Below are 20737 nucleotides of genomic sequence, written 5' to 3' on the forward strand. Positions count from 1 at the left end.
CGCAAGGATGATCTTGCCGCCGGGCACGGACGGGACGGGCTAGGGGAGATCGTGCTTCCGTTTCATCTCTTCGTACACGAGGGCGGAAAAATCGCGGATGACGCCACCGCTGGTCCGCATCCATTGCTTGTAGTCCGCCGGTTTCTTCGACCGCTCGACAATGCCGACCACCGCGTAGGGGACCGCGCGGCCGCCCTTGGCCCGCGCCACCAGGATGCCCATGTCGCCGCACAGCAACGCGGTGGTTCCGGTCTTGTTGTAGACCTTCGTGCCGTTGGGGACATCGGCGCCGTAGACCAGGCGGTCGGGGCCGGGCAGCGCCATCACCCGCAGCAGTTCCTTGGAGTTCGGCAACCGGCCGTGCCAGAGCGCTTTCAGAAAGCGTATGTATCCGGACGGTTGCGCGCTGTTCAGATAGGTGCGCCCGTTGGCGGGGATATATTCCCTGATCCTGATCTGGCCGACCAGGTGGCCGTATTCCTTCTTCAACAGGGCCTCGCACCGGGCCGGACCGCCGAGTTGCCGGATGAACCAGTTGGTTGCCGGGTTGCTGCTGTGCTGGATCATGGCCTCCATCATCTGGCGATGCTGCCGCGTGTACGTTGCCTTGCCCTTGTCGACCTGGTGAAAAAAAGCCAGGGCGACAAACGGCTTGATCATGCTGGCCGCCTGGAAAGGCCGGTCGAGGTTGATGCTGACCAGATAACTGTCGGTGGTGAGATCGTACGCCGCCCATCCGGTTCGCACCTGGGGTTGCAGTTTGGCCTTGCGGATCTCGTCGCGCAGGATGGAGGCCATCTTGGCGTTGAGCCCTGTTTCGGCCTCCTGGCGGAGCGACGCCTGTTTCTGGGCCTTGACCGGGCCGGCCGCCTTTTTCGGGGGGCGCGCCAGGGAAGCGGTGGCGGCAGCCGTAACGGCCGGCCGGTCCACGGCGGCAATGAGAACCGGGGCCCCACTCGTTTTGGGCAGCAGGGAGGCAATGAGGCGGGCGCTTTTCAGCGCCGCCTTTTTCTTTTCCCAGCCCCGGTAGACAATCGCATGGGACCGGGAATCGATCTTTTCGATGGCCAGTTTTTCCCCGGCCTGCGCTCCCAGCCCCTTTTTCAGCCGCACGATCTCCGCCTGCAGGGCGTCGGGGCGGGACGTTCGCCCCACACGGACATGGTACAGGGCGGAAAAGCTAGTCGCGGGAATGACCTGCGCCAGCTTGAATCCCGACCGCCGCAGGCGTGCATTCTGTTGTTCGGCGTGTTTCTTCGCCTGCGCCAGCGGCGCGTCGATGTTCCAGACAAGGCCGTACTCCTGTTCCCGTGCCACGATCCTGAGCTGGGTGTCCGCCTTCAACCCCAGCAGGGCGGCAATCCGCTGCCGATGGTCGAGAACCCGCTGCCGCTGCGCGTCCCAGGTGTAGGCAAGCGCGTATCGCCGGGGCTGTGCCGCGAGAGCCGCCGTCTCCAGCACGAGCAGCAACGCCACGACCAGCAAACCCAGACATGCGGTGCGCGATTTCCCCCTGTTCGTTTCTCGGTGCAGCATGATACCGGTCCTTCCCCCTTTTCCTCCCGTCAGGACGGCCCGAGACGGGTCGCCAATATTTTGTCGATCCGGTTGTTGTCCATGTCGACCACCTCAAACCGGTAGCCGTGTTCCTCGAACCGGTCGGCTTCCCTGGGAATGCGGCCAAGCACATGCAGGACAAACCCCGCCAGCGTATGGTAGGTGTTGTTTTTTTCGCCGGTCAGCTCCTGTGCGATCTTCAGGACCGTTTTGACCTGCTCGATGGGCACCCCCCCATCGATCAGCCATGAACCGTCTTCCCGTCTGACGAATTCCTCCTCCTCCCGCTTGGCCGAGGGCACCGCCCCGACAATGGCGGTCAGGACATCGGTCAGGGTCACCAATCCCTGAATATCGCCGTATTCATCGACGATCAGGGCGCAGGGCCGCCGCATCCTACGAAACTGTTCCAGCAATTGCGTCGTGGTCACATATTCGGGAACATAGAGGGGGGGGCGAAGCTGATCTTCGATCGCCAGCGGTTTGCAGGCCAGGGCGGCGCTCAGCAGGTCGGCGGTGCGGAGCATCCCCGCCACCTCGTCCAGGCCGCCGCGGCAGACCACGACCTGGGAAAAGGGGGTGGTGGCGAGGAATTGGCGGATTTCCGCCTCCGGCTTGGTGAGGTCGAGCATCTGGATGTCCTGGCGGTGGGTCATGATCGCCGCCACCGGTTGTTCGTCCAGATGGAGGACGTTGGCGACCAGCAGCCGCTCGCTTTCATGAAACGTCCCGGCATTGGCCCCCTGCTCCATCAATATTTTGATTTCTTCGTTGGTGACCGACGCCTCTTCCCGCTTGCCGGCACCCAGAACCCGCAGGAGCGCATCCGAGGACACGGAAAAAAAATAGACCAGGGGCTTGACGGCGCGGGACAGCATCTTCATCGGTGGCGCGATCATGGCCGCCGTCTGTTCGGGTCGCAGCAGCCCCAGGTTCTTGGGCACCAGTTCACCGAGCACCACGGAAAAATACGTCAGCGCCACGACGACCAGGCCGAGGGCGACGGCCTGGGCATACGGCTGGAACAGCGGCACTGCCGAGAGCGCGGTCGCAATGGGGGATACCAGCGCATTCTCGCCGATGGCACCGCTGAGGATGCCCACCATGGTGATCCCGACCTGAATGGTGGACAGGAAGACGGTTGGATTGTTCTTGAGGGCCAGGGCGGCCCGGGCGCCGCGCCTGCCCTCGTCCGCCAGCTTGCGCAGGCGGACATCCCGGGCGGAAATGATCGCTATTTCCGCCATGGCAAACACGCCGTTGAGCACGACGAGTACGATCAGCAGGAGGATATCCATTGCGTGGGCAATCCGGTGGAGTTAAACAGAAAGGCCGTCACCGCCGAACGCGGAGCGGGCGAGGTGGCGGTAACCCGTCTTTCCTATCATACCTGAAAATCGAATTTCTCATCAACCGCCTGACAGCAGGTGACCTAAAAAAAATCGAAGTGCGGAACACAGCATGAAAACGATCTGGAAGTTCGAACTCACCCCCAACCGGATTCAGTCCGTTCCCATGCCCGTGGGCGCCCAGGTCCTCACCGTGCAGACCAAGGGGGACGACGCACCGCTGCTCTGGGCGCTGGTGGACCCGGAGATGCCGCCGCAGGAGCGCTACCTGGGCATCTATACCACCAACACCGCCGTGCCCGACGATCCGGGAAGGTATATCGGCTCCTTCATGGTGTACGAGGGCAGTCTCGAATTTCACCTGTTCGAAATGGCCGGGCCGCCTCCGGATGGGGAGTCCCCATAACAAGAACGGCGTAGTCGGAACGCTTCAGGAAAAAACCACGGTCCGGTTCTGATAGACCAGGATCTGCCGTTGCAGATGGTGCCAGATCGAACGGGACAGGATCACCTTTTCCAGGTCCCTGCCCTTGCGGATCAGATCCTCCACCGAATCGGCGTGGCTGACCCGGATGATGTCCTGGGCGATGATCGGGCCGGCGTCGAGCTCCTCGGTGACGTAGTGGCTGGTGGCGCCGATGACCTTCACTCCGCGCTCAAAGGCGCAATGGTACGGTTTGGCCCCGGGGAAGGCAGGAAGGAAGGAGTGGTGGATATTGATGATCCGGTTCTTGTAGTGGTTGATGAACCCCGCCGACAGAATCTGCATGTAGCGGGCCAGGACGATGAACTCGATCTGCTGCTCCGCCAGCAGCCGCAACTGTTCCTGTTCCTGTTCCTCCTTGTTGTGACCGTTGATCGCGAAGAGATGGAAATCGATGCCGAACTGGCGCGCCACCGGTTCGAGTTCGGGATGGTTGCTGATGATCAGGGGGATGGCCACCTCGATTTCCTGGGATTTCCAGCGGGAAAGAATATCGTAGAGGCAATGGGGCTGTTTGGAGACGAACACCGCCATACGGGGCACCTCGTGGGAGAAGTGCAGTTGCCATTGCATGTCGAATTTCCTGGCGATCAAGGTGTCGAAGTATTCACCGATCTTGTCGTCGGGAATGATGAAGTTGTCCAGTTCCCACTCGATCCGCATGAAAAAGACCTGGCGGGCCACATCGACGTGTTGGTCGAGATTGGTGATATTGCCGTTGTTTGTATAGATGAACTCGCTGACGGTGGCCACGATTCCCTTGCTGTCGGGACAGTGGATCAGCAGGATGGCCGAGGCCGGTATTTGTGAGGAATGGATGGCGGTCATGGCTCGGGGCGCACGGAAATCGGGAACGGATACCCTGGCCTCGTGAGGGTTTCGTGCCGTTTGTCACGGAACCATCGGGCCGGGCAGTCTGCAATTCGGTGCGCAAGATATATTTTTCCCGATGAATGCGCAAGCCGCGACCGCAATTTTTCTTGGAACCGCGGCAACGAATGGGTTCCGGGGCGGTTTTCCGCGAACGAATCCGGCAAATCGGTCAGTTTTCCTCGATCCGCCGGCGGAACCAGGCCAGTTGGTGGTCGCGGATTGCGTCCAGGTCGAGGTGGTAGATGTCCGGCGGAAAGAGAAAGGCGACCACGCCGGTATCGAAGATCCGCTTGACTTCGTATTCGTCGTGGGCCACGTCGCGCTGGTAGATGTAGTTCAGGTAGGAGCGGTTGGTGTGCAGAATGAATTCGATGCGCATGCCGCCGGTGCGGGCGAAGAACTTGAGCATCGCGGTCTTGCCCGAGCTGCCGGTGGCGCTGCTCAGGTATTCGCCGCCGGTCAGGGTGTCGGAGATGTCCTCCAGGGTCATGAACGATTCGGCCCTGGCCGCGCTCCGGGTGAGGTGGCGCACGAAGCGCTTGACGTCGTTGACCGAATTGAGCACGGCCATCAGGCCGAGTTCGTCGTCCACCGCCGCCGCCGGATTTTTCTCGTTCTTGCGCAGGAGCTTGAGCACCTTGGCTGAGGGCTCTTTCTTGCGGATGGTGACGTAAATGGGAATATCGGTGCCGTTGTCGCGGAATCGTCGCCGCTTGACCAGGGTCAGTTTTTCCCCGATTTCGGGAACCACCGACCGGGCCTCGTCTTCGGCCAGCACCTTGACCGAGGTGCAACTGAAATCGTCCGGGTGGTGGCGGCTGTGCAGGTAGCGGATGTCGAGCTCGCCGATCCGGTAATCGGGGCTCCAGACAAAAGCGTTGAGAAAATTGAGAAAACCGAGGAATTTTTCCGCGATTTTCGTTTCCCGCTCCCTCTGGTCGATGGAACCGGCCAGTCCCATCAGCGCCAGTTTGCGCTTGGCCTCGAACCGGGCCTTCCTGTGATACCGGTCGTCGAACAGCGCCAGGAGCAGTTCCACCGGGTCCCAGGCGGTGACGATCTCGTTGGTGGTTTCGATGTGGGCGCTGTAGGGCGCCAGCACCTTGGCCCGGAGCGAGCTGATGACATCGTCGGCGGTGCGGGCATATTCGTGGAGCTGCCGGATGACCTCGTCCTGGCCGCCCTCGATGGCGAACATGTTGCCGAGCAGCAGGTGCGCCCGTTCCGCCGCCTTGACCCGCAGCCGTTTGTCATGGATCAGCGCCAGGATTTCGTCGAAATTGGCAATGCCCAGCAGATCGAAGATCTGGTTGCGTACCGAACGGTATTTGGTCTTGAGCACCTGGTTGCCATGAATTTCCTTCACCCATGCCTTGGTTTTTCGGGAAAAGGAATGATGGGCCAGGGGCGGGATGTCGCCAACGGCAAAGGGGCCGTCCTGAAGCATGGTTGAAAAAACGGAATGTTGGTCGAGAAGGCTCATGGACGGGCAGGAAATGGGGGGGGAGTGGCGCCGTCGAAGGGGCGGACCACTCCCCGGGGAGTATGTCGGAGAAACGTGTACGGGTGAGAGGGATGACCGACGACGCCCCTTCTCACCCAGGAGTCAGGCGACCTGCTCGAAAATCGTCTGCTTGGCCCCGCAGATCGGACATTTTTCCGGCGCCGATCCCAGCTCGATGTAGCCGCACACCGGACAGAGATAGAATTCGCTGACATCAAGGTCCACTCCTTTTTTCACCGCCTCCAGGGCTTTGGCGTAGATCTTGGCGTGGACCGCCTCGGCATCGACGGCGAACTTGAACATGGTTTTCGCCTTGTGGCCGTCGGCCACGGCCATCTCGACCATCGGCGGGTACATTTCGGTAAACTCGTAGGTTTCCCCGTCAATGGCCGCCTGCAGGTTTTCGGCTGTGGACGCGATCATGTCCAGGGCCTTGAGGTGCCCTTCCGCATGGATCCGTTCGGCCTCAGCGGTGGTTCTGAACAGCTTGGCGATGTTGGCAAAGCCGTCCTTTTCCGCCTTCTTGGCAAAGGCGCGATACTTCTGGTTCGCTTGACTCTCCCCGGAAAACGCTTCTTTCAAATTGTCTTTGGTCGTGGGCATTGTATTCCTCCATGGTAATTGTGTTGGTGGTTCATTGTCCGGTTGTATCGACACAAAGATACCCCAAGCCGGCGCATGGGGCAAGTGTAAACAAGAATAAAAACCATTTGGTATTGTTTATCATAATTTTCATCAATCTTTCCGGGAACCAAAGACCAGCTTTCCACCATAATGACCGGCAATACCCACGCAGCCGACCAGGAGAAGAGCCCCGCCCAGAAAGACCCACCGCCCGGTTGAAGCCGTGGTGACGATGTCCGGCTGAACAGCCCGCCAGATGATCAGGGTCAGCAGAAGGATGACGGTCGCGATCGAGGCGCCGATCTTGATTTTGAAGATGGAGGTGAGGGCGCCGCGGTACCGCTGTTGCCACATCACATACCCCGTGAACAGGACCAGCGGCATGGAAATCAGGACAAACACCAGGCTGAACAGGGCGGCGGTTTCGAAAAGCGGCAGAGCGAACCAGGTTGTGATCAGCATGAAGATCAGCGCCATCGGCACGATCCCGTTGGGGGTGTGGACCATGATCGGGTGGAGATGGTGTTTGACAATGAGCGCCGAGGCCAGCGTATAGATTTTAACGAGCAGGGATGGCGGGGATGCGGGTTGCGGTGGAATTGGTTCCTCCTGCTCCACAGCTGCCGTCTCGGTCGTCCCGGTGGCTGGAGTCTCCTCAATCACCTCGACGAATTGGCTCTTATCGGCCGCACACACCGGACATTCGTCGGGTGGCTCATCACCGATATGGATATAACCGCAGACCGTGCATTCCCATTTTTTCATGACTGGACCTCCATGGAAGTTTCCTGGGTTCGGCTCGCTCACCGCGCTGACAGCACCTCACCCGCTTTTGTTCACCGAACTCGCTGCCCCCTCCTGCACCATGCGGCCAACCGTCACCGGCACACCATATCGGCTTCCCGTTTCAGATCCCGCTGAAACAGTTCGACCACCGCATCCTGGCACCGTTTGTCGTGATAGAGGATCTGGTGCATCTGTTCGAGGATGGGCATTTCCACCCGCAGATCCGCGGCCAGCTTGTAACAGGATTTCGTGGTCTTGACCCCTTCGGCCACCATCTTCATCTCGCTCAGGGCCTGCTCCAGACTTTTCCCGGAGCCCAGTTTCAAGCCCACGGTCCGGTTCCGGCTGAGATTGCCGGTGCAGGTCAGCACCAGATCGCCCAGGCCACCCAAACCGGCAAAGGTCTGGGGCTCGCCTCCCATGGCCACCCCCAGGCGGGTGATTTCCGCCAGACCGCGGGTGATGAGCGCGGCGCGGGTGTTGAGGCCGTAGTTGAGACCGTCGCAGATGCCGGCCGCGATGGCGATCACGTTTTTCATGGCCGCGCTGATCTCCAGGCCGATGACGTCGCAGGAGGTGTAGGCCCGGAAATACTCCGTGGAGAACAACCGCTGCACCGTTGCCGCCGCCTGCGTGTCGGCAAAGGCCACGGTGATCGCCGTGGGCTGCCGCTCGGCGACCTCGGCAGCGAAGCTGGGGCCGCTCAATACCCCGAAATGCAGGTGTTTCGTCTCTCCGCTCTCGGCTTGCATGATCTGGGTCATGGTCATGCCGGAATCGATCTCGATACCCTTGACCGCGGACACCATCAGGGCGCCCTCGGGCAACAGAGGAAAGACCTCGCGGTACACCGCCCGGAAACCGTGGGAGGGTACCACCATCACCACGCATTCGGCATCCTCGACCGCCTCGGCCAGGGAAGCGGTGACTCGCAGGTTGTCGGGAAAGGGGTGACCGGGCTGGTAGCGCCTGTTTTCCCGGTCCGTGGCCAGGCGGGCGACATGATCCGCATCCCGGTCCCAGAGCGCAACCGGAATCCCCTTGCGGGTGAGCAGCAGCGCCAGGGCGGTGCCCCAGCTGCCGGCGCCGATCATCGCGATTTTATTCATCGTCTTCCTCCTCGACAAAGCCGTCGTCGTCGCCATCGACACCTTCTTCCCTGGCCAGCATGGACATGTCGACCACAAACTCACCCTCCTCCAGGTTGATCATGCGGACGCCCTGGGTATTACGGCCGATGATCCGGACCGTGTCCATGGGCGTGCGGATGATCTTGCCGGAATTGGCGACCAGCATCACCTGATCGTCGTCGTCCACGGCGAGAACGCCGACCACGTTGCCATTGCGCTCGCTGGTCTTGATGGTGAACACGCCCTTGCCGCCCCGGCTCTGGAGCGGATATTCAGCCACGGCCGTGCGCTTGCCGTAGCCGTTTTCCGTGATCGTGAGGATGGAATCGTCGTTCTGCAGAACAGCAACTCCCACCACCTCGTCGCCTTCACCCAGGCTGATCCCCTTGACCCCGGCCGCCAGCCGTCCCATGGTGCGCACCTGGTTTTCATGAAAATGAATCGACAAGCCCTTTTTGGTGACCAGAATGATCTCGTCGTTGCCGCTGGTGATGGCGGCGGAAAGAATTTCATCGTCGTCGCGGATGGTCAGGCCAAACTTGCCCTTGCGAATCGGCCGTTTGTACTCGGAAATGAAGGTCTTTTTCACCCGGCCCAGCTTAGTGACCGTGAGCACCGAGACGCTATCGTCCATGTTGACCAGATCGGCGACCGGCAGGATGGCCGCCACCTTTTCCCCTTCGCCCAACTCCAGCAGGTTGATGATGGCCTTGCCCCGGGCGGTGCGGCCGGCCAGCGGCAGCTCGTAGACCTTGCGCCAGAACACCCGGCCCCTGTTGGTGAAAAACAGGAAGGTGTCGAGGGAGGAGGCGGTGTAGAGGCTGGTGACGAAATCATCATCCAGGGTGACCATGCCCTTGATGCCCTTGCCGCCGCGCCGCTGGGCCCGGTACAGATTGATCGGATTGCGCTTGATGTAGCCCGAATGGGAGACGGTCACCACCATCTCCTCGGGCGCGATCAGGTCCTCAGGCAGGATTTCGTCCGGCGCGTCGATGATTTCCGTGCGGCGGCCGTCGCCGTATTCCTCGCGGATTTTCTCGAATTCCTCCCGGATGATCTGCACCACTAGGTTGTCGTCGCTGAGCACCTGCTTGAGCCAAGCGATCTTTTCGATGATCTCGTTGTAATCGCTGACGATCTTGTCGCGCTCCAGGCCGGTGAGCCGTTGCAGGCGCATGTCGAGGATGGTCTGGGCCTGGATCTCGGAGAGTTCGAAGCGCCGGATCAATCCTTCCTTGGCCACGCCGGGGTTGGCCGATCCCTTGATCAGCTCGACCACCTCGTCCAGGTGGGTGATGGCGATCTTCAGCCCGAGAAGGATGTGGGCGCGTTCCTCGGCCTTGCGCAACTCAAAGGCGGTGCGCCGGTACACCACGGTTTTGCGGTGGGCGAGAAAATGCTGGAGGATCTGCTTGAGATTGAGGATCTCCGGCCTGTTGTTGACGATGCACAGCAGAATGATGCCGAAACTTTTTTGCAGCGGCGTCATCTTGTACAACTGGTTGATGACCACCTCCGGGATCTCGTTGGTGCGCAGATCGAGCACCACCCGCACGCCGTGGCGGTCCGACTCGTCGCGGATGTCGGCAATCGCAGTGATCCGTTTCTCCTTGATCAAGAGAGCGATCTTTTCCACCAGGGCCGCCTTGTTCTGCTGGAAGGGGATCTCGGTGATGATGATCGACTCGCCGTGGGCGCCGCGCTGCTCGACATGAGTCTTGGAACGGATGACGATCACGCCGCGGCCGGTCTCGTAGGCCTCGCGGATTCCGGCCCGGCCGCAGATGAAACCGCCGGTGGGAAAATCCGGGCCGGTGACGATCTCCATCAGCTGATGCACCGTGATCTCGGGATTGTCCACCAGGGTGATCAGGCCGTCGATCACCTCGGTCAGGTTATGCGGCGGGATCTTGGTGGCCATGCCCACGGCGATGCCTTCCGAACCGTTGATCAGGATATTGGGGATCCTGGAGGGCAGAACCGAGGGTTCCTGCAGGGAATTGTCGTAGTTGGGGACGAAATCGACCGTTTCCTTGTCGAGATCGGCCACCAGCTCCTGGTCGAGCCGGGTCATGCGCGCTTCGGTATAGCGCATGGCCGCGGCCGAGTCGCCGTCCATGGAACCGAAGTTGCCCTGGCCGTCCACCAGGGGGTAGCGCATGGAGAAATCCTGGGCCATGCGCACCAGGGTGTCGTAGGCGGCGGTGTCGCCGTGGGGATGGTACTTACCGATGACATCGCCGACGATGCGGGCCGATTTGATGTAGGGCCGGTTGTAGGTGTTGCCCAGCTCGCGCATGGCGAAGAGGGTACGGCGATGGACCGGCTTCAGGCCATCGCGGACATCGGGCAGGGCCCGGCCGATGATGACCGACATGGCATAGTCCAGGTACGATTTCCGCAGTTCCCTGGAGATGGCGATGGCCGGTTGCTGGTCGCTTTCCGTTGAATGTTCCGTCATTGTTACTTCCTGAGCAATTCTTTCAGAGGGGGAGAGACGACGAACTACGGTCAGATATCGAGGTCGGCGACCTCAAGGGCGTGATTCTGGATAAAATCGCGCCGAGGTTCGACCTTGTCGCCCATGAGGGTGGTGAACAGATCGTCGGTCTGTTCCAGATCGTCGATCCTGACCTGGATCAGGGTCCGGTTGGCGGGATTCATGGTCGTATCCCACAGCTGTTCCGGATTCATCTCGCCCAATCCCTTGTATCGTTGCAGATGGCTACCCTTGAAGGTCTCCTCGCGCACCAGCTCGATCAGCCGCCGCCAGTCGTCCGCGGTCAGGGTGGTTTCCTGACCGGCGGCCGCGGTCCTTGTCACCGTGAAAACGGCGGTCAGGTACGGTCTGATGCTCTTGTACAACTCCAGGGCGTGCCGGTATTCGTTGATCAGGGGGATGTTCGGCCCGAGGGTCGTGGTCATGTGCCCCTGTCCCTGCATGACCACTTCGCATTCCATGCAGGCCGGACGCCACGGGCAGGAGCGAAGGGCTCCGACCTTGACACCGCGGCCGGACAACTGGGAGGCCAGGTGTTCGACAAAGGCCCGCTCCTCGAACTGCCGGGCGGAATGGACATCGTGTTCGAGCAGCAGCAGCACCAGTTGTTCGGGGATATTCAGCCGTTCCAGATAAAGCAGAACCTTGTCGAAGGCGGAAAGTCTGCGCAGCACCTGCACCATGTCGGCTTCGGCGATCATCATGCCCTGATCCGTCTGAATGCGCATCAATTGGCTCGCCTGGGAATAAAGGTAGGTGTTCAGGGCCTCGTCGTTGAGAAAATACTGCTCTTTTTTTCCCTTGCCCAGCCGGTAGAGTGGCGGCTGTCCGATGTAGACATGCCCGTTTTCGATGAGCGGCAGCATCTGCCGATAGAAAAAGGTGAGCAACAGTGTGCGGATATGGGCGCCGTCGACATCGGCATCGGTCATGATGATGATCTTGTGGTACCGGAGCTTCTCGAGGTCGAATTCCTCGTTGCCGATACCGGTTCCCAGTGAGGCCACCAACTGTTTGATTTCTTCGGAACTGAGAATTTTGTCGAACCGCGCCTTTTCCACGTTCATGATTTTGCCGCGCAGGGGCAAAATGGCCTGAATCGAGCGGTCGCGGCCCTGCTTGGCCGAGCCGCCTGCCGAATCGCCCTCGACGATGAACAGTTCGCGTTCGGCGGGAACCTTGCTTTGGCACTCGGCGAGCTTGCCCGCCATCAGCACCGACAGGCTACCTTTCTTGCGCGACAGATCGCGGGCCTTGCGGGCGGCTTCCCGGGCACGTGCCGCCTCCACCGCCTTGCTGAGAATGCCGCGGGCTACTGCCGGATTCTGCTCCAGGTAGGCCCCTAATCTTTCGTTGCAGATCGATTCGACGATGGACTTGACTTCCGAATTGCCCAGTTTGGTCTTGGTCTGGCCCTCGAACTGGGGATTGGGCACCCGGACCGAGATGACGCAGGTCAGGCCCTCGCGGACGTCGTCGCCCCCCATCTTCTCCTTGAGATGTTTGGGCACCACATCGTCGCTGGCATAGCGATTGATGCATTTGGTCAGGGCGGCTCTGAAACCGGCTACATGGGACCCGCCTTCTTTTGTGTTGATATTGTTGACAAAAGAAAAAAGACGTTCGGAATAACCGTCGAAATACTGAAAGCAGATGTCGACCTGCACACTGTCCCGTTCTCCGGAAATCAGAATGGGCGCGGGATGGATGCAGGTACGGTTGCGGTTCAAGTATTCGACATAGGAGACGATGCCGCCGTCAAAGTAAAAATCGTCCTCGGCGCCGTCCCGTTCATCCTTGAGGGTGATGCGGATGTTTTTGTTAAGAAAGGCCAGCTCCCGCATCCGGTTTTTGACGATTTCATACTGAAATTCTGTTGTTTCTGCAAATATTCCCGGATCGGGCTTGAAGAAGATGGTCGTACCGGTCTGGCTGCTTTCACCGATGACTTCCAAATCGCTGACCCGGATGCCGTATTCATAGCTTTGCCGGTAGATCTTGCCGTTGCGCTTCACTTCGGCCACGGTGCGGACGCTCAGGGCGTTGACCACCGAAACGCCGACGCCGTGCAGACCGCCGGAGACCTTGTAGGTGGAATGATCGAACTTGCCACCTGCGTGCAGCGTCGTCATCACCAATTCCAGGGCCGACATCTGTTCGGTGGGATGCATATCCACCGGAATACCCCGGCCGTTGTCCTCCACGGTCACGGAATTGTCTTCGTGGATGACGATACTGATTGTCGAACAGAAGCCGGCCAAGGCCTCGTCGATGGAATTGTCGACCACCTCGTAGATGAGATGGTGCAATCCTTCCGAGGCGGTATTGCCGATGTACATGGAGGGTCTTTTGCGGACGGCCTCCAGACCGTCCAGAACCTTTATCTGTTCCGCTCCGTAGGAGTTTTTTGCTTGGTCCTTCACTTTGTTCCTTCTTGCGATTGTAAAAACAAAAGAAATCAGATTTTCATCGGCATGATCACGCTGAGAAAACCGACATCCTCCTCAGAGGTGATCATGCATGGACTTTCCTGATTATTGATACTTGCGGTGATGGTTGTTCCTTCCATGGCTTGGAGACTTTCTATAAAATATCGACAGTTGAATCCCAGGGAAAGAGGACTTCCGGAATAGTCGACGTCAAATTCATCCTTGGCTGAACCAAAATCCGCGTTTTGCGAAGTAAGGATCATCTTGTTTTCCTGAATATCAATTTTTATGGCATGAAAGAGATCTTCGGTAAACAGATTGATGCGTTTCAATCCCTCAAGAAAACGCAGTCGATCGATATAGATGGAATTATCTTTTGACAACACGTTCAGTAATCCCTGAAAGTCAGGAAAATCTCCTTCCAGCAGACGAACAATGAGCAGGGAATCGTCGCTTTTCAAAACCGCCTGTTTTTCCTCGATGCCAAAGGAAAATGTTGTCTTATTGTCGCAAAACTTCCGTATTTCCTGCACGCCCCTTCGCGGAATGAGCGTAAGGGGATTCAGGTGCAGGCCATCGAGGTTATTGTCAATTTCCTTGGTCATGATGGTCAGGCGATGTCCGTCCGAGGTGATCATTTTCAGGAACAACTGATCGTCCTTCTTCACCTTCTGCAACAGGGCCGCGGTGAGGGTGAACATGTTTTCCTTATCCTGGGCGATGGAAAAAATTGTTTTATCGATAAGATCGGCCAGAATTTCGCTCTCGATGCGAATCATGTTCCCTTCATCGTAGGCTGGAAACTGTGGAAACTCATCAGCCACCATGCCGGCCAATCGGTACAGACTGGAACCGGCGCTTATTTCAACCCAATGATTGTCCAGCTCCTTGAAGCTGATTGACGTGGTTCCGGATTCGCGAGCCAGTTCGAATAGCTTTTTCGCCGGCAGGGTCAATATTCCGGTTTCGAAAACCTCGGCCGGTATGGTTTGCTTGAGTCCGATTTCCAGATCAGTGCCGGTCAGGACGACATGATCGGGCCTGACATCAAGGAGAACGTTGGCTAAAATAGCCAATGTCCCTTTTTTGCTTGTTATATTTTGTTGAGCGCTGATGGCTCGAAGAAGATCGTCTCTGCTCACATTGAATTGGAAGGCCATAAGACTATTCCTTTTATAGATATTTTGTTGTTGGTGTTATGGGTGTGGGATTGTTGAATAACAAAATAACTATTCGTTTTTTTATATATTTTATTGTTGGTACTCGTGTGGTTTCTCAACTCGTTCGTTGCTGAGAAGCGGTCGGGAAGGACGAATCGAATTTTTCAACTCGATCCTGAACATATTTTTAACAATTTTATTAACACGTTGAGCAGCCAATCTACTCGAAAACACCCCAAATATCAAACAAATAATAGCGAATCACGTCTGATGAAACGATGAAAAATCAATTAAATATTGCCCTCAAGGCAGCCTCTGAACGAGGATTGGCGGAGGGGGTCTGTTCCGGGATCTCGGCTGCGGTCAGCGTGGTGAAAAAGAAGGTAAGATATCGAGGTTTTTTCGGTGGCGGGATAACCAGATCCGATCATGCCATCAGGAAGGTAAACGAAACCACCTTGTTCGATCTGGCGTCGCTGACCAAGCCGCTTTGCACCACACTCAGCATTCTTGCACTCATTGATGCCGGGCGCCTGGCCTGGAGCGATCCCTGTCTTTCCCTGTTCGACCCCGCTCTTCCCGCTGAGAAGGCCGGGATAACCATCCGAGATATCCTTCGGCATGCGTCAGGGCTGCCGGCCTATCATCCTTATTTTCTAGAGTTTGCGCCGCACGCCACCCGGAACAATATTCCCGGTCTTCTGGACAAAATCCTTGCCGAACCGCTGGCGTATCCGCCAGGGTCCACCAGCCTGTACAGCGATCTCGGCTTCATTCTTTTGGGACGGCTCGTTGAACTGAAAACCGGGCACTCGCTCGACCGGTTTTTCTGTCGGAATATAACCGAACCATTGGCATTGGACCGGCGGCTCCTCTTTTTGCCGGTTGGCACGGTAGGAGAGCATGAACGGGAGGCGATGGCCGCCACAGAAGCGTGCCCGTGGCGGCACAAACTGCTGCAAGGCGAGGTGCACGACGAGCATTGCTGGCTCATGGGCGGCGTGGCCGGCCATGCCGGCCTGTTCGGCACGGCGGCAAGCGTGTTGCGCGTGTGCGAGAGTTTGCTGGATTGCTGGCTGGAGAAGGGACGCCATCCTGCCTTTTCCAACGATCTTCTGCGGTTTGCCTTCGAGTGGCGCAGCAACTCGGGCCAGTGGTCGCTTGGCTTTGATCGACCAACGCCTGGTCAATCAAGCAGCGGCCGGTATTTTTCACCCCGCAGCGTGGGTCATTTGGGCTTCACCGGCACCTCGTTTTGGATGGATCCGGAACGGGAATTGATCGTGGTGCTCCTGACCAACAGGGTTCATCCGTCGAGGGAGAATGTAAAGATTCGGCAATTCCGGCCCTTCTTTCACGACTATCTTCTGGAAAAAAGCGGAATTGCATAGCCACAACAAGCGGCGCAAAAAAACCCCTGCCATTCATGCAATGGCAGGGGTACGATCCTTAGCGGCGGTTTTTGATATCACCACCAGCAAACGGTTTTGTCGTTGGCAAAAATTTTCTGGACCAGAATGTCGTAGTTCGGCTCACCGATATACAACTTGAATTCGTCGGCATCACGATCGCGATTGAGAATCTCAACCAATTTTTTGACATCCTCGGTGGGTTCGGATTTGTAGACTTGCAATATTTTCATGGCGTCATCACTCCAGAGTGTTCGCTGTTATTCGCTACAAGCCGCCGGCGGCTCATGGGATTGCTTGGGAAGACCATACGGAATGATGAAATCGGCCTCTCGCATTTGCTCGCCCAATTCTTCCAGGGAGATGTTGGCGATTTCTGTTCCCTCGGGCAGATCGGTGGGCGCTTCGGCGCCGCAGCTGAACACTTGGCCCTCCATATCGGCAATCCAGGCGATGTTTTCCGACATGTAGTTGGAAAAACGAGGAAACTCGCCATTCATGATCACGGGATAGGCGTAGTGATTTTCCACGGCAAGACCCAGGCCCGAACGAATACCGTCATTGTAAACACGGTTGGCGATCAGGATGTACACTTTCAATGATTCCATTTCCGCATCTCCTTACATGACGATATATTTGGCACATTCGTCGAGAATGGCGCCATGGAAAGCCTGGGTCCGCATCTGCTTGTCGATCAGACCGCGGGGAACATCGTTGACGTTGTCAAATCCTTCACAGATGTAACTGTCGGCGCAAATGGCGATGTCTTCGACGGCGCACAGTTGGGTCAATTCGTAGAATTGAGGATTTTTCGTCAGATGGATGGACTTGAAGGTAAAGAAAACCATAACCTTCTTGCCGGCGCGCACCGCAGCCTTGGCGATGCCCAGGATGTGGCGCATGTGTTGCGGAGAGGTAACGAAAATCCCAAGTTTATTCGGATCGGCAGCCATTGGCTTTTTCCTCCTTCAAAAGGATTGTGGAGATGGAACCATCATCCTTTTTTGATAAAAAAGCTCATGTAGCCAGCCTCTTCCTTCTCGCCAAGATACTCGTGGCCGGCGCGATCGCACCAGCCGGGGATATCGTTGCGGGAGCCCGGATCGGTTCCCTGGATGTGCAGAATCTCACCGGACTTGATTTTACCGATCTCCTTCTTGGTCCGCAGCAGCGGCATGGGGCAGCTCAATCCCCGTGCGTCCAAAACCAAAGCGACAGCCAGACCTTCAGGTGCTACTTTTACGTCACTCATCGTGTTCTCCTTAAGAAAATACTTTTTGGCAAGACCGTTTTTACATGAAAAAAGACGATTTAGATTATAGATAAAAAATTAGGTTGTCAAGATAGAAACACCGGGCGGAAGGGCTGTTTCCGGACAAAAGGAAAAAGGGACGAACAGAGCGAAAGAGCAGGGAAAGGGAAGCTTGTCCATTCCAGGAGGCCTTGTGTTGACAAATGCAAAGGGCAACGGTATTTTTGCCGATTTGAAGCAAAGTTAGTCTGTTTGACCGTTATGTGCATGGGCGCTGTTATCATTTCAGGGAAAAGGAGGCTGTTGAGAAGAGATGGAAGATCTTAAGGTTTTATGGCAAAAAATTAAACACTTATACAAAGTGCTCTGTCAGGAGGAATGGAATGCGACACTGACCGGCATTATCGTCGCCCTGCTCAGCATTCTGATTATGGCGTGGTGGCGGCCCTGGGGCGCGGTCGGGGCGATCCGCAACTGGGGCGACTGGATGCTGTGGTCCGCCGGCATCTTCAACGGCGATCTGGCGGAGTTGGTCGGTTTTGTCAATGAGGACGGCGACGCGATCCTGACCAAGTCGATGCTGTTCAATACCGGCTCGGTCATCGGTTTGGGATTCATTGGCGGCGCTTTCATTTCCGCCTGTCTCGGCGGCCAGTTCGCCTTCCGTTTTCCCCCGATCCGGGAGTATGTCAAGGCCATTATCGCCGGTATCCTGATGGGAGTCGGCTCGGCCCTGGCCGGTGGCTGCAATGTCGGCGGCATGTACAACGCCATCGGCAATCTCGCCGCCAACGGGTTCGCCATGTGGGTTGGTCTGGTCCCGGGCGTTTTGTTCGGTTTGTGGCTGCTGTACAAGGAGATGGAGCATATCAGCTGGGGCAGCGGCGGTTCCTGGACCCTGGAAATCCCCTACCCCATTCAATTGATTTTTGGTTTCGCCGGCGTGGTCGCTGTTTTCTGGTGCGCCAATTATTATGCCAATTTCGATGGAGATAATTTCGTCGAATACATCACCTCGCTGTCCGGTATCCTGCTGATCGCCGTCGGCCTCGGCTACACCATGCAGCGGGGCCGCTGGTGCATGATCCAGGGCTTTCGCGAACCGCACATGACCGGTGACTGCAAGATGGCCAAATCGGTGGCGCTGTCGATCGTCATCGTCGCCGTCGGCGCTGCGGTGCTCAAATACGGAGTGGCGACCCGGTTGGGCGGCGACCCGGTTCTCGACCCTATGAACTATGTCCGCGGTACCTTCGGCTGGGGCGGCCTGGTCGGCGGTTTCATCTTCGGTCTTGGCGCCATGCTGGCCGGCGGTTGCGGTTCGGGTGCCCTTTGGCGCGTCGGCGAGGGCCAGATCAAGCTCTGGGTGACCGTGCCCTTTTTCTCCCTCAGCAACTCGCTGATGGTGGCCTGGTTTTCAGCCTACGACTTCGAAGGAAAAGGCTATCTGGGCAAATATGTCTATCTGCCCGATGTCATGGGCTACGGCTACACCATGGCCCTGATCGTCGGATTCTGCACCCTCTGGTACTTGGTGGTGACCTGGAACGAAGACACCAACAAGTTGTTGTTGCCGATGTGATCGCCGGTTCGGTCACATGCAAGGGCGGCATTCGCAAGATGCCGCCCTTTTTTATTCCCCTTGGGCGCCGGAGCCAGCCATGATCGACGGTTCTTTCCGTGAACGCAGCCGGCTGCGCCAAGCGATGGTGGCGCAGCGCGATCGCCTGTCCGCAGAGGAACGCTTGGCCAAAAGTGAACGGATTGCCGCTGTCCTGATGACCCACCCGCTGTTTTCGCAAAAAAAACTGGTGTTCATTTACTGCCATTTCCGGAGCGAGGTGCAGACCGCCCGTGTGATCGACGAGTGTCTCGAGCGGGGAAAAACAGTCTGCGTTCCCATGAGCTTGCCGGAACAGGCGCAGATGGCGGCCGTGGCCATCATCGATCCGCTCTGCGATCTCGCGCCGGGCTACATGGGCATTCCGGAGCCCCTGCCCCTCTTGACCCAGACCCGGCGGGTGGAGCCGGCGGCGATCGAGGTGGCGGTGATTCCCGGCACGGTCTTCGACCGCAGCGGTCATCGTCTCGGTTACGGCCTGGGGTTCTATGACCGGTTTCTTGTCCGTGCCCCCACGGCCATCCGGATCGGATTGTCCTTTGCCTGCCAGATGGTGGAGCGCCTGCCGGCGCAACCACACGATATTCCCATGGACATGATCGTCACCGAGGAGGAGGTGATGGTGTGGCCGGGAAGGCTGCGCGCACGGGTCCTCGGTTTATAGGTATCCGTTTTTTGGGGCCCATTGCACCGGCAAGGACCACCCTGAACCAGGATTCTGGTGGAGCTGGCAATTGGAGTTGTGCGTCGGACCGGTGTCAGCCGACATCCCCTTTGGCTGCCGCCACCGGCGGAGCGGCGATTCCGGGCGGTTTCGGCCCCAGCCGCCGATATCGACCCGGTGGTGTCATGGATGCGTATCGAATCGGGAAGGCGGGCGGAATAATGCTTTTTTTTACAGCCCGTTTGTGGGAAACTAGACGCCGGGAAAAGAACCAGCGTGTTAGAATCATCAACGGCCACAAGGTGGGGATATGGGTTCGAGAATTCTCATTGCGGACGATGACACCCTGGTTCGATCGGCGATCCAGAAGATCCTGCACATGTTTCATCACGATGTCGTGGCCGTGGAATCGGGCCGGCAGGTGCTGGAACAGGTATCGGATGAATTCGATGTCATTGTGCTCGATATCAACATGCCGGACATGGACGGGTTTGAAACCCTGGAGCGGTTGAATCAGCAGCGGATCGATATTCCGGTGCTCTTTCTCACTGGTGCGGGATCCATGGATTACGCGGTCAAGGCCATTCATCTCGGCGCCTACGATTTCCTCACCAAACCCATCGTCGACATCGAGCTGTTTCATATCAAGGTGAAGCAGGCCGCTGAAAAGCGCCACTTTCTCCTCCAGGAAAAGGCCTATAAACGGCAATTGGAAATCGAGGTCCAGGCAAAAACCCACGAACTGGCCGAAAAAAACCTGTTGCTTGAGCGGTACAGCAACCATCTGGAAAATGCGACCGTGCAGATCATGACCAGTCTGCAGATCGCCATGGAGGAAAAGGACGAATACACCGCCGGCCACACCCACCGGGTGACGGAACTGGCCCTGCTGCTCGGCCAGGCCGCCCGTCTGGGCACCGACGACATCACGATCCTCAGGCGGGCCTCTCAATTCCACGACATCGGCAAACTGGTGATCGACCTGTCCTGCATCCAGAAGGCCGGGGAATTGACTCCGGAGGAGTGGGAGCTGATCAAGAAACACCCAGGCATCGGCGCGAGCATCATCGAACCCCTGACCTTCATGGATCGGGAACGGGACATCATCCGCCATCACCACGAAAAGCTCGACGGCACCGGTTATCCGGACGGTATCGGCGGCAACGAGTTGGACATACTGACCCGTATCATCACCATTGCCGACAGCTACGACGCCATGACCTCGCGCCGCAATTACCGGAGCAATCTCAGCTCCGCCGAGGCGGTGGGCGAGCTGCGCCGATGCGCCGGCACCCAATTCGATCCCGAACTGGTTGAAATTTTTGCAGGGGTTGTTCTTTCCGCCCGTTCGCTGTATAAACAGTAGCTCTTTGTCTGCGGACCACCGCATCT

19 protein-coding genes are annotated in these 20737 nt (G+C 57.9%); 5 read left to right on the forward strand and 14 right to left on the reverse strand.

The window, feature by feature from the left end; translation table 11 throughout:
* Positions 1-39 precede the first annotated feature (39 nt).
* On the reverse strand, positions 40-1536 hold the full coding sequence (locus Q362_RS21950; protein ID WP_051553560.1) for a serine hydrolase: 1497 nt from the start codon (positions 1534-1536) through the stop codon (positions 40-42).
* Positions 1537-1565: 29 nt separating this feature from the next.
* Positions 1566-2855 (reverse strand): hemolysin family protein, encoded by a 1290-nt coding sequence (locus Q362_RS0103125; RefSeq protein ID WP_028317496.1) that lies wholly within the window; start codon positions 2853-2855, stop codon positions 1566-1568.
* A gap of 163 nt (positions 2856-3018) precedes the next feature.
* On the opposite strand from Q362_RS0103125, the gene Q362_RS0103130 reads away from it, so the two are divergent.
* A complete protein-coding gene (locus Q362_RS0103130; protein WP_028317497.1) occupies positions 3019-3312 on the forward strand; it encodes a DUF7352 domain-containing protein in 294 nt (97 codons plus the stop codon).
* A 24-nt stretch (positions 3313-3336) separates the two neighbouring features.
* Here Q362_RS0103130 and purU read toward each other — a convergent pair whose 3' ends face one another.
* From purU to dnaN, 8 genes are all read right to left on the reverse strand, one after another.
* Positions 3337-4194: a formyltetrahydrofolate deformylase gene (purU, locus tag Q362_RS0103135; RefSeq protein ID WP_028317498.1), complete on the reverse strand. Its 858-nt coding sequence runs from the start codon at positions 4192-4194 to the stop codon at positions 3337-3339.
* 238 nt (positions 4195-4432) lie between these two features.
* The gene (locus Q362_RS0103140; protein ID WP_028317499.1) at positions 4433-5746 is read right to left on the reverse strand and encodes a hypothetical protein; all 1314 of its coding nucleotides are present in this window, start codon (positions 5744-5746) and stop codon (positions 4433-4435) included.
* Positions 5747-5869: 123 nt separating this feature from the next.
* Positions 5870-6370 carry a rubrerythrin family protein gene (locus tag Q362_RS0103145; protein WP_028317500.1) on the reverse strand — a complete coding sequence of 167 codons (501 nt, stop codon included), beginning with the start codon at positions 6368-6370 and terminating at the stop codon, positions 5870-5872.
* A gap of 132 nt (positions 6371-6502) precedes the next feature.
* Positions 6503-7156, reverse strand: coding sequence for a rubredoxin-like domain-containing protein (locus Q362_RS0103150; protein WP_028317501.1), 654 nt, complete (start codon positions 7154-7156; stop codon positions 6503-6505).
* 113 nt (positions 7157-7269) lie between these two features.
* A complete protein-coding gene (locus tag Q362_RS0103155) occupies positions 7270-8286 on the reverse strand; it encodes an NAD(P)H-dependent glycerol-3-phosphate dehydrogenase (RefSeq protein WP_035215401.1) in 1017 nt (338 codons plus the stop codon).
* Positions 8279-10771 (reverse strand): DNA gyrase subunit A, encoded by a 2493-nt coding sequence (gene gyrA, locus Q362_RS0103160; protein WP_028317503.1) that lies wholly within the window; start codon positions 10769-10771, stop codon positions 8279-8281. The genes Q362_RS0103155 and gyrA overlap by 8 nt, the downstream gene beginning before the upstream one ends.
* A gap of 50 nt (positions 10772-10821) precedes the next feature.
* Positions 10822-13233, reverse strand: a complete 2412-nt coding sequence (gene gyrB / locus Q362_RS0103165) for a DNA topoisomerase (ATP-hydrolyzing) subunit B (RefSeq protein ID WP_028317504.1) — start codon at positions 13231-13233, stop codon at positions 10822-10824.
* A 35-nt stretch (positions 13234-13268) separates the two neighbouring features.
* Complete coding sequence (dnaN, locus tag Q362_RS0103170) at positions 13269-14399, reverse strand: DNA polymerase III subunit beta (protein ID WP_028317505.1); 1131 nt, start codon at positions 14397-14399, stop codon at positions 13269-13271.
* Positions 14400-14677: 278 nt separating this feature from the next.
* Here dnaN and Q362_RS0103175 point away from each other — a divergent pair, with 278 nt between their 5' ends.
* Entirely contained in the window at positions 14678-15790 is a 1113-nt protein-coding gene (locus tag Q362_RS0103175; RefSeq protein ID WP_028317506.1) for a serine hydrolase domain-containing protein, read from the forward strand.
* A gap of 77 nt (positions 15791-15867) precedes the next feature.
* On the opposite strand, the gene Q362_RS23980 is transcribed toward Q362_RS0103175, so the two are convergent.
* From Q362_RS23980 to Q362_RS0103195, 4 genes are read right to left on the reverse strand one after another with little or no spacing between them, the layout of a single operon-like run.
* Positions 15868-16041, reverse strand: a complete 174-nt coding sequence (locus Q362_RS23980; protein ID WP_169737354.1) for a hypothetical protein — start codon at positions 16039-16041, stop codon at positions 15868-15870.
* Between the two features lie 27 nt (positions 16042-16068).
* Entirely contained in the window at positions 16069-16416 is a 348-nt protein-coding gene (locus tag Q362_RS0103185) for a hypothetical protein (protein ID WP_028317507.1), read from the reverse strand.
* Positions 16417-16428: 12 nt separating this feature from the next.
* Positions 16429-16761, reverse strand: coding sequence for a hypothetical protein (locus Q362_RS0103190; protein WP_028317508.1), 333 nt, complete (start codon positions 16759-16761; stop codon positions 16429-16431).
* Between the two features lie 41 nt (positions 16762-16802).
* The gene (locus Q362_RS0103195; RefSeq protein ID WP_028317509.1) at positions 16803-17060 is read right to left on the reverse strand and encodes a sulfurtransferase TusA family protein; all 258 of its coding nucleotides are present in this window, start codon (positions 17058-17060) and stop codon (positions 16803-16805) included.
* A 313-nt stretch (positions 17061-17373) separates the two neighbouring features.
* Here Q362_RS0103195 and Q362_RS0103200 point away from each other — a divergent pair, with 313 nt between their 5' ends.
* From Q362_RS0103200 to Q362_RS0103210, 3 genes are all read left to right on the forward strand, one after another.
* Positions 17374-18642: a YeeE/YedE thiosulfate transporter family protein gene (locus Q362_RS0103200; RefSeq protein ID WP_028317510.1), complete on the forward strand. Its 1269-nt coding sequence runs from the start codon at positions 17374-17376 to the stop codon at positions 18640-18642.
* A gap of 79 nt (positions 18643-18721) precedes the next feature.
* Entirely contained in the window at positions 18722-19345 is a 624-nt protein-coding gene (locus Q362_RS18875; RefSeq protein WP_051553564.1) for a 5-formyltetrahydrofolate cyclo-ligase, read from the forward strand.
* A 310-nt stretch (positions 19346-19655) separates the two neighbouring features.
* A complete protein-coding gene (locus Q362_RS0103210) occupies positions 19656-20711 on the forward strand; it encodes an HD domain-containing phosphohydrolase (RefSeq protein WP_028317511.1) in 1056 nt (351 codons plus the stop codon).
* Positions 20712-20737: the final 26 nt, after the last annotated feature.

Origin of the sequence: Desulfobulbus elongatus DSM 2908, from assembly GCF_000621145.1 — a bacterium.
Classification (GTDB): Bacteria; Desulfobacterota; Desulfobulbia; order Desulfobulbales; family Desulfobulbaceae; genus Desulfobulbus; species Desulfobulbus elongatus.

Coding starts and splice junctions, on each gene's coding strand:
- Q362_RS0103130 (WP_028317497.1), top strand. CDS start 3,019: ATGAAAACGATCTGGAAGTTCGAACTCACCCCCAACCGGATTCAGTCC.
- Q362_RS0103175 (WP_028317506.1), top strand. CDS start 14,678: ATGAAAAATCAATTAAATATTGCCCTCAAGGCAGCCTCTGAACGAGGA.
- Q362_RS0103200 (WP_028317510.1), top strand. CDS start 17,374: ATGGAAGATCTTAAGGTTTTATGGCAAAAAATTAAACACTTATACAAA.
- Q362_RS0103145 (WP_028317500.1), bottom strand. CDS start 6,370: ATGCCCACGACCAAAGACAATTTGAAAGAAGCGTTTTCCGGGGAGAGT.
- dnaN (WP_028317505.1), bottom strand. CDS start 14,399: ATGGCCTTCCAATTCAATGTGAGCAGAGACGATCTTCTTCGAGCCATC.
- Q362_RS0103210 (WP_028317511.1), top strand. CDS start 19,656: ATGGGTTCGAGAATTCTCATTGCGGACGATGACACCCTGGTTCGATCG.
- Q362_RS0103150 (WP_028317501.1), bottom strand. CDS start 7,156: ATGAAAAAATGGGAATGCACGGTCTGCGGTTATATCCATATCGGTGAT.
- gyrA (WP_028317503.1), bottom strand. CDS start 10,771: ATGACGGAACATTCAACGGAAAGCGACCAGCAACCGGCCATCGCCATC.
- Q362_RS0103195 (WP_028317509.1), bottom strand. CDS start 17,060: ATGAGTGACGTAAAAGTAGCACCTGAAGGTCTGGCTGTCGCTTTGGTT.
- Q362_RS0103155 (WP_035215401.1), bottom strand. CDS start 8,286: ATGAATAAAATCGCGATGATCGGCGCCGGCAGCTGGGGCACCGCCCTG.
- Q362_RS0103125 (WP_028317496.1), bottom strand. CDS start 2,855: ATGGATATCCTCCTGCTGATCGTACTCGTCGTGCTCAACGGCGTGTTT.
- Q362_RS0103185 (WP_028317507.1), bottom strand. CDS start 16,416: ATGGAATCATTGAAAGTGTACATCCTGATCGCCAACCGTGTTTACAAT.
- Q362_RS18875 (WP_051553564.1), top strand. CDS start 18,722: ATGATCGACGGTTCTTTCCGTGAACGCAGCCGGCTGCGCCAAGCGATG.
- Q362_RS0103190 (WP_028317508.1), bottom strand. CDS start 16,761: ATGGCTGCCGATCCGAATAAACTTGGGATTTTCGTTACCTCTCCGCAA.
- Q362_RS0103140 (WP_028317499.1), bottom strand. CDS start 5,746: ATGAGCCTTCTCGACCAACATTCCGTTTTTTCAACCATGCTTCAGGAC.
- Q362_RS21950 (WP_051553560.1), bottom strand. CDS start 1,536: ATGCTGCACCGAGAAACGAACAGGGGGAAATCGCGCACCGCATGTCTG.
- Q362_RS23980 (WP_169737354.1), bottom strand. CDS start 16,041: ATGAAAATATTGCAAGTCTACAAATCCGAACCCACCGAGGATGTCAAA.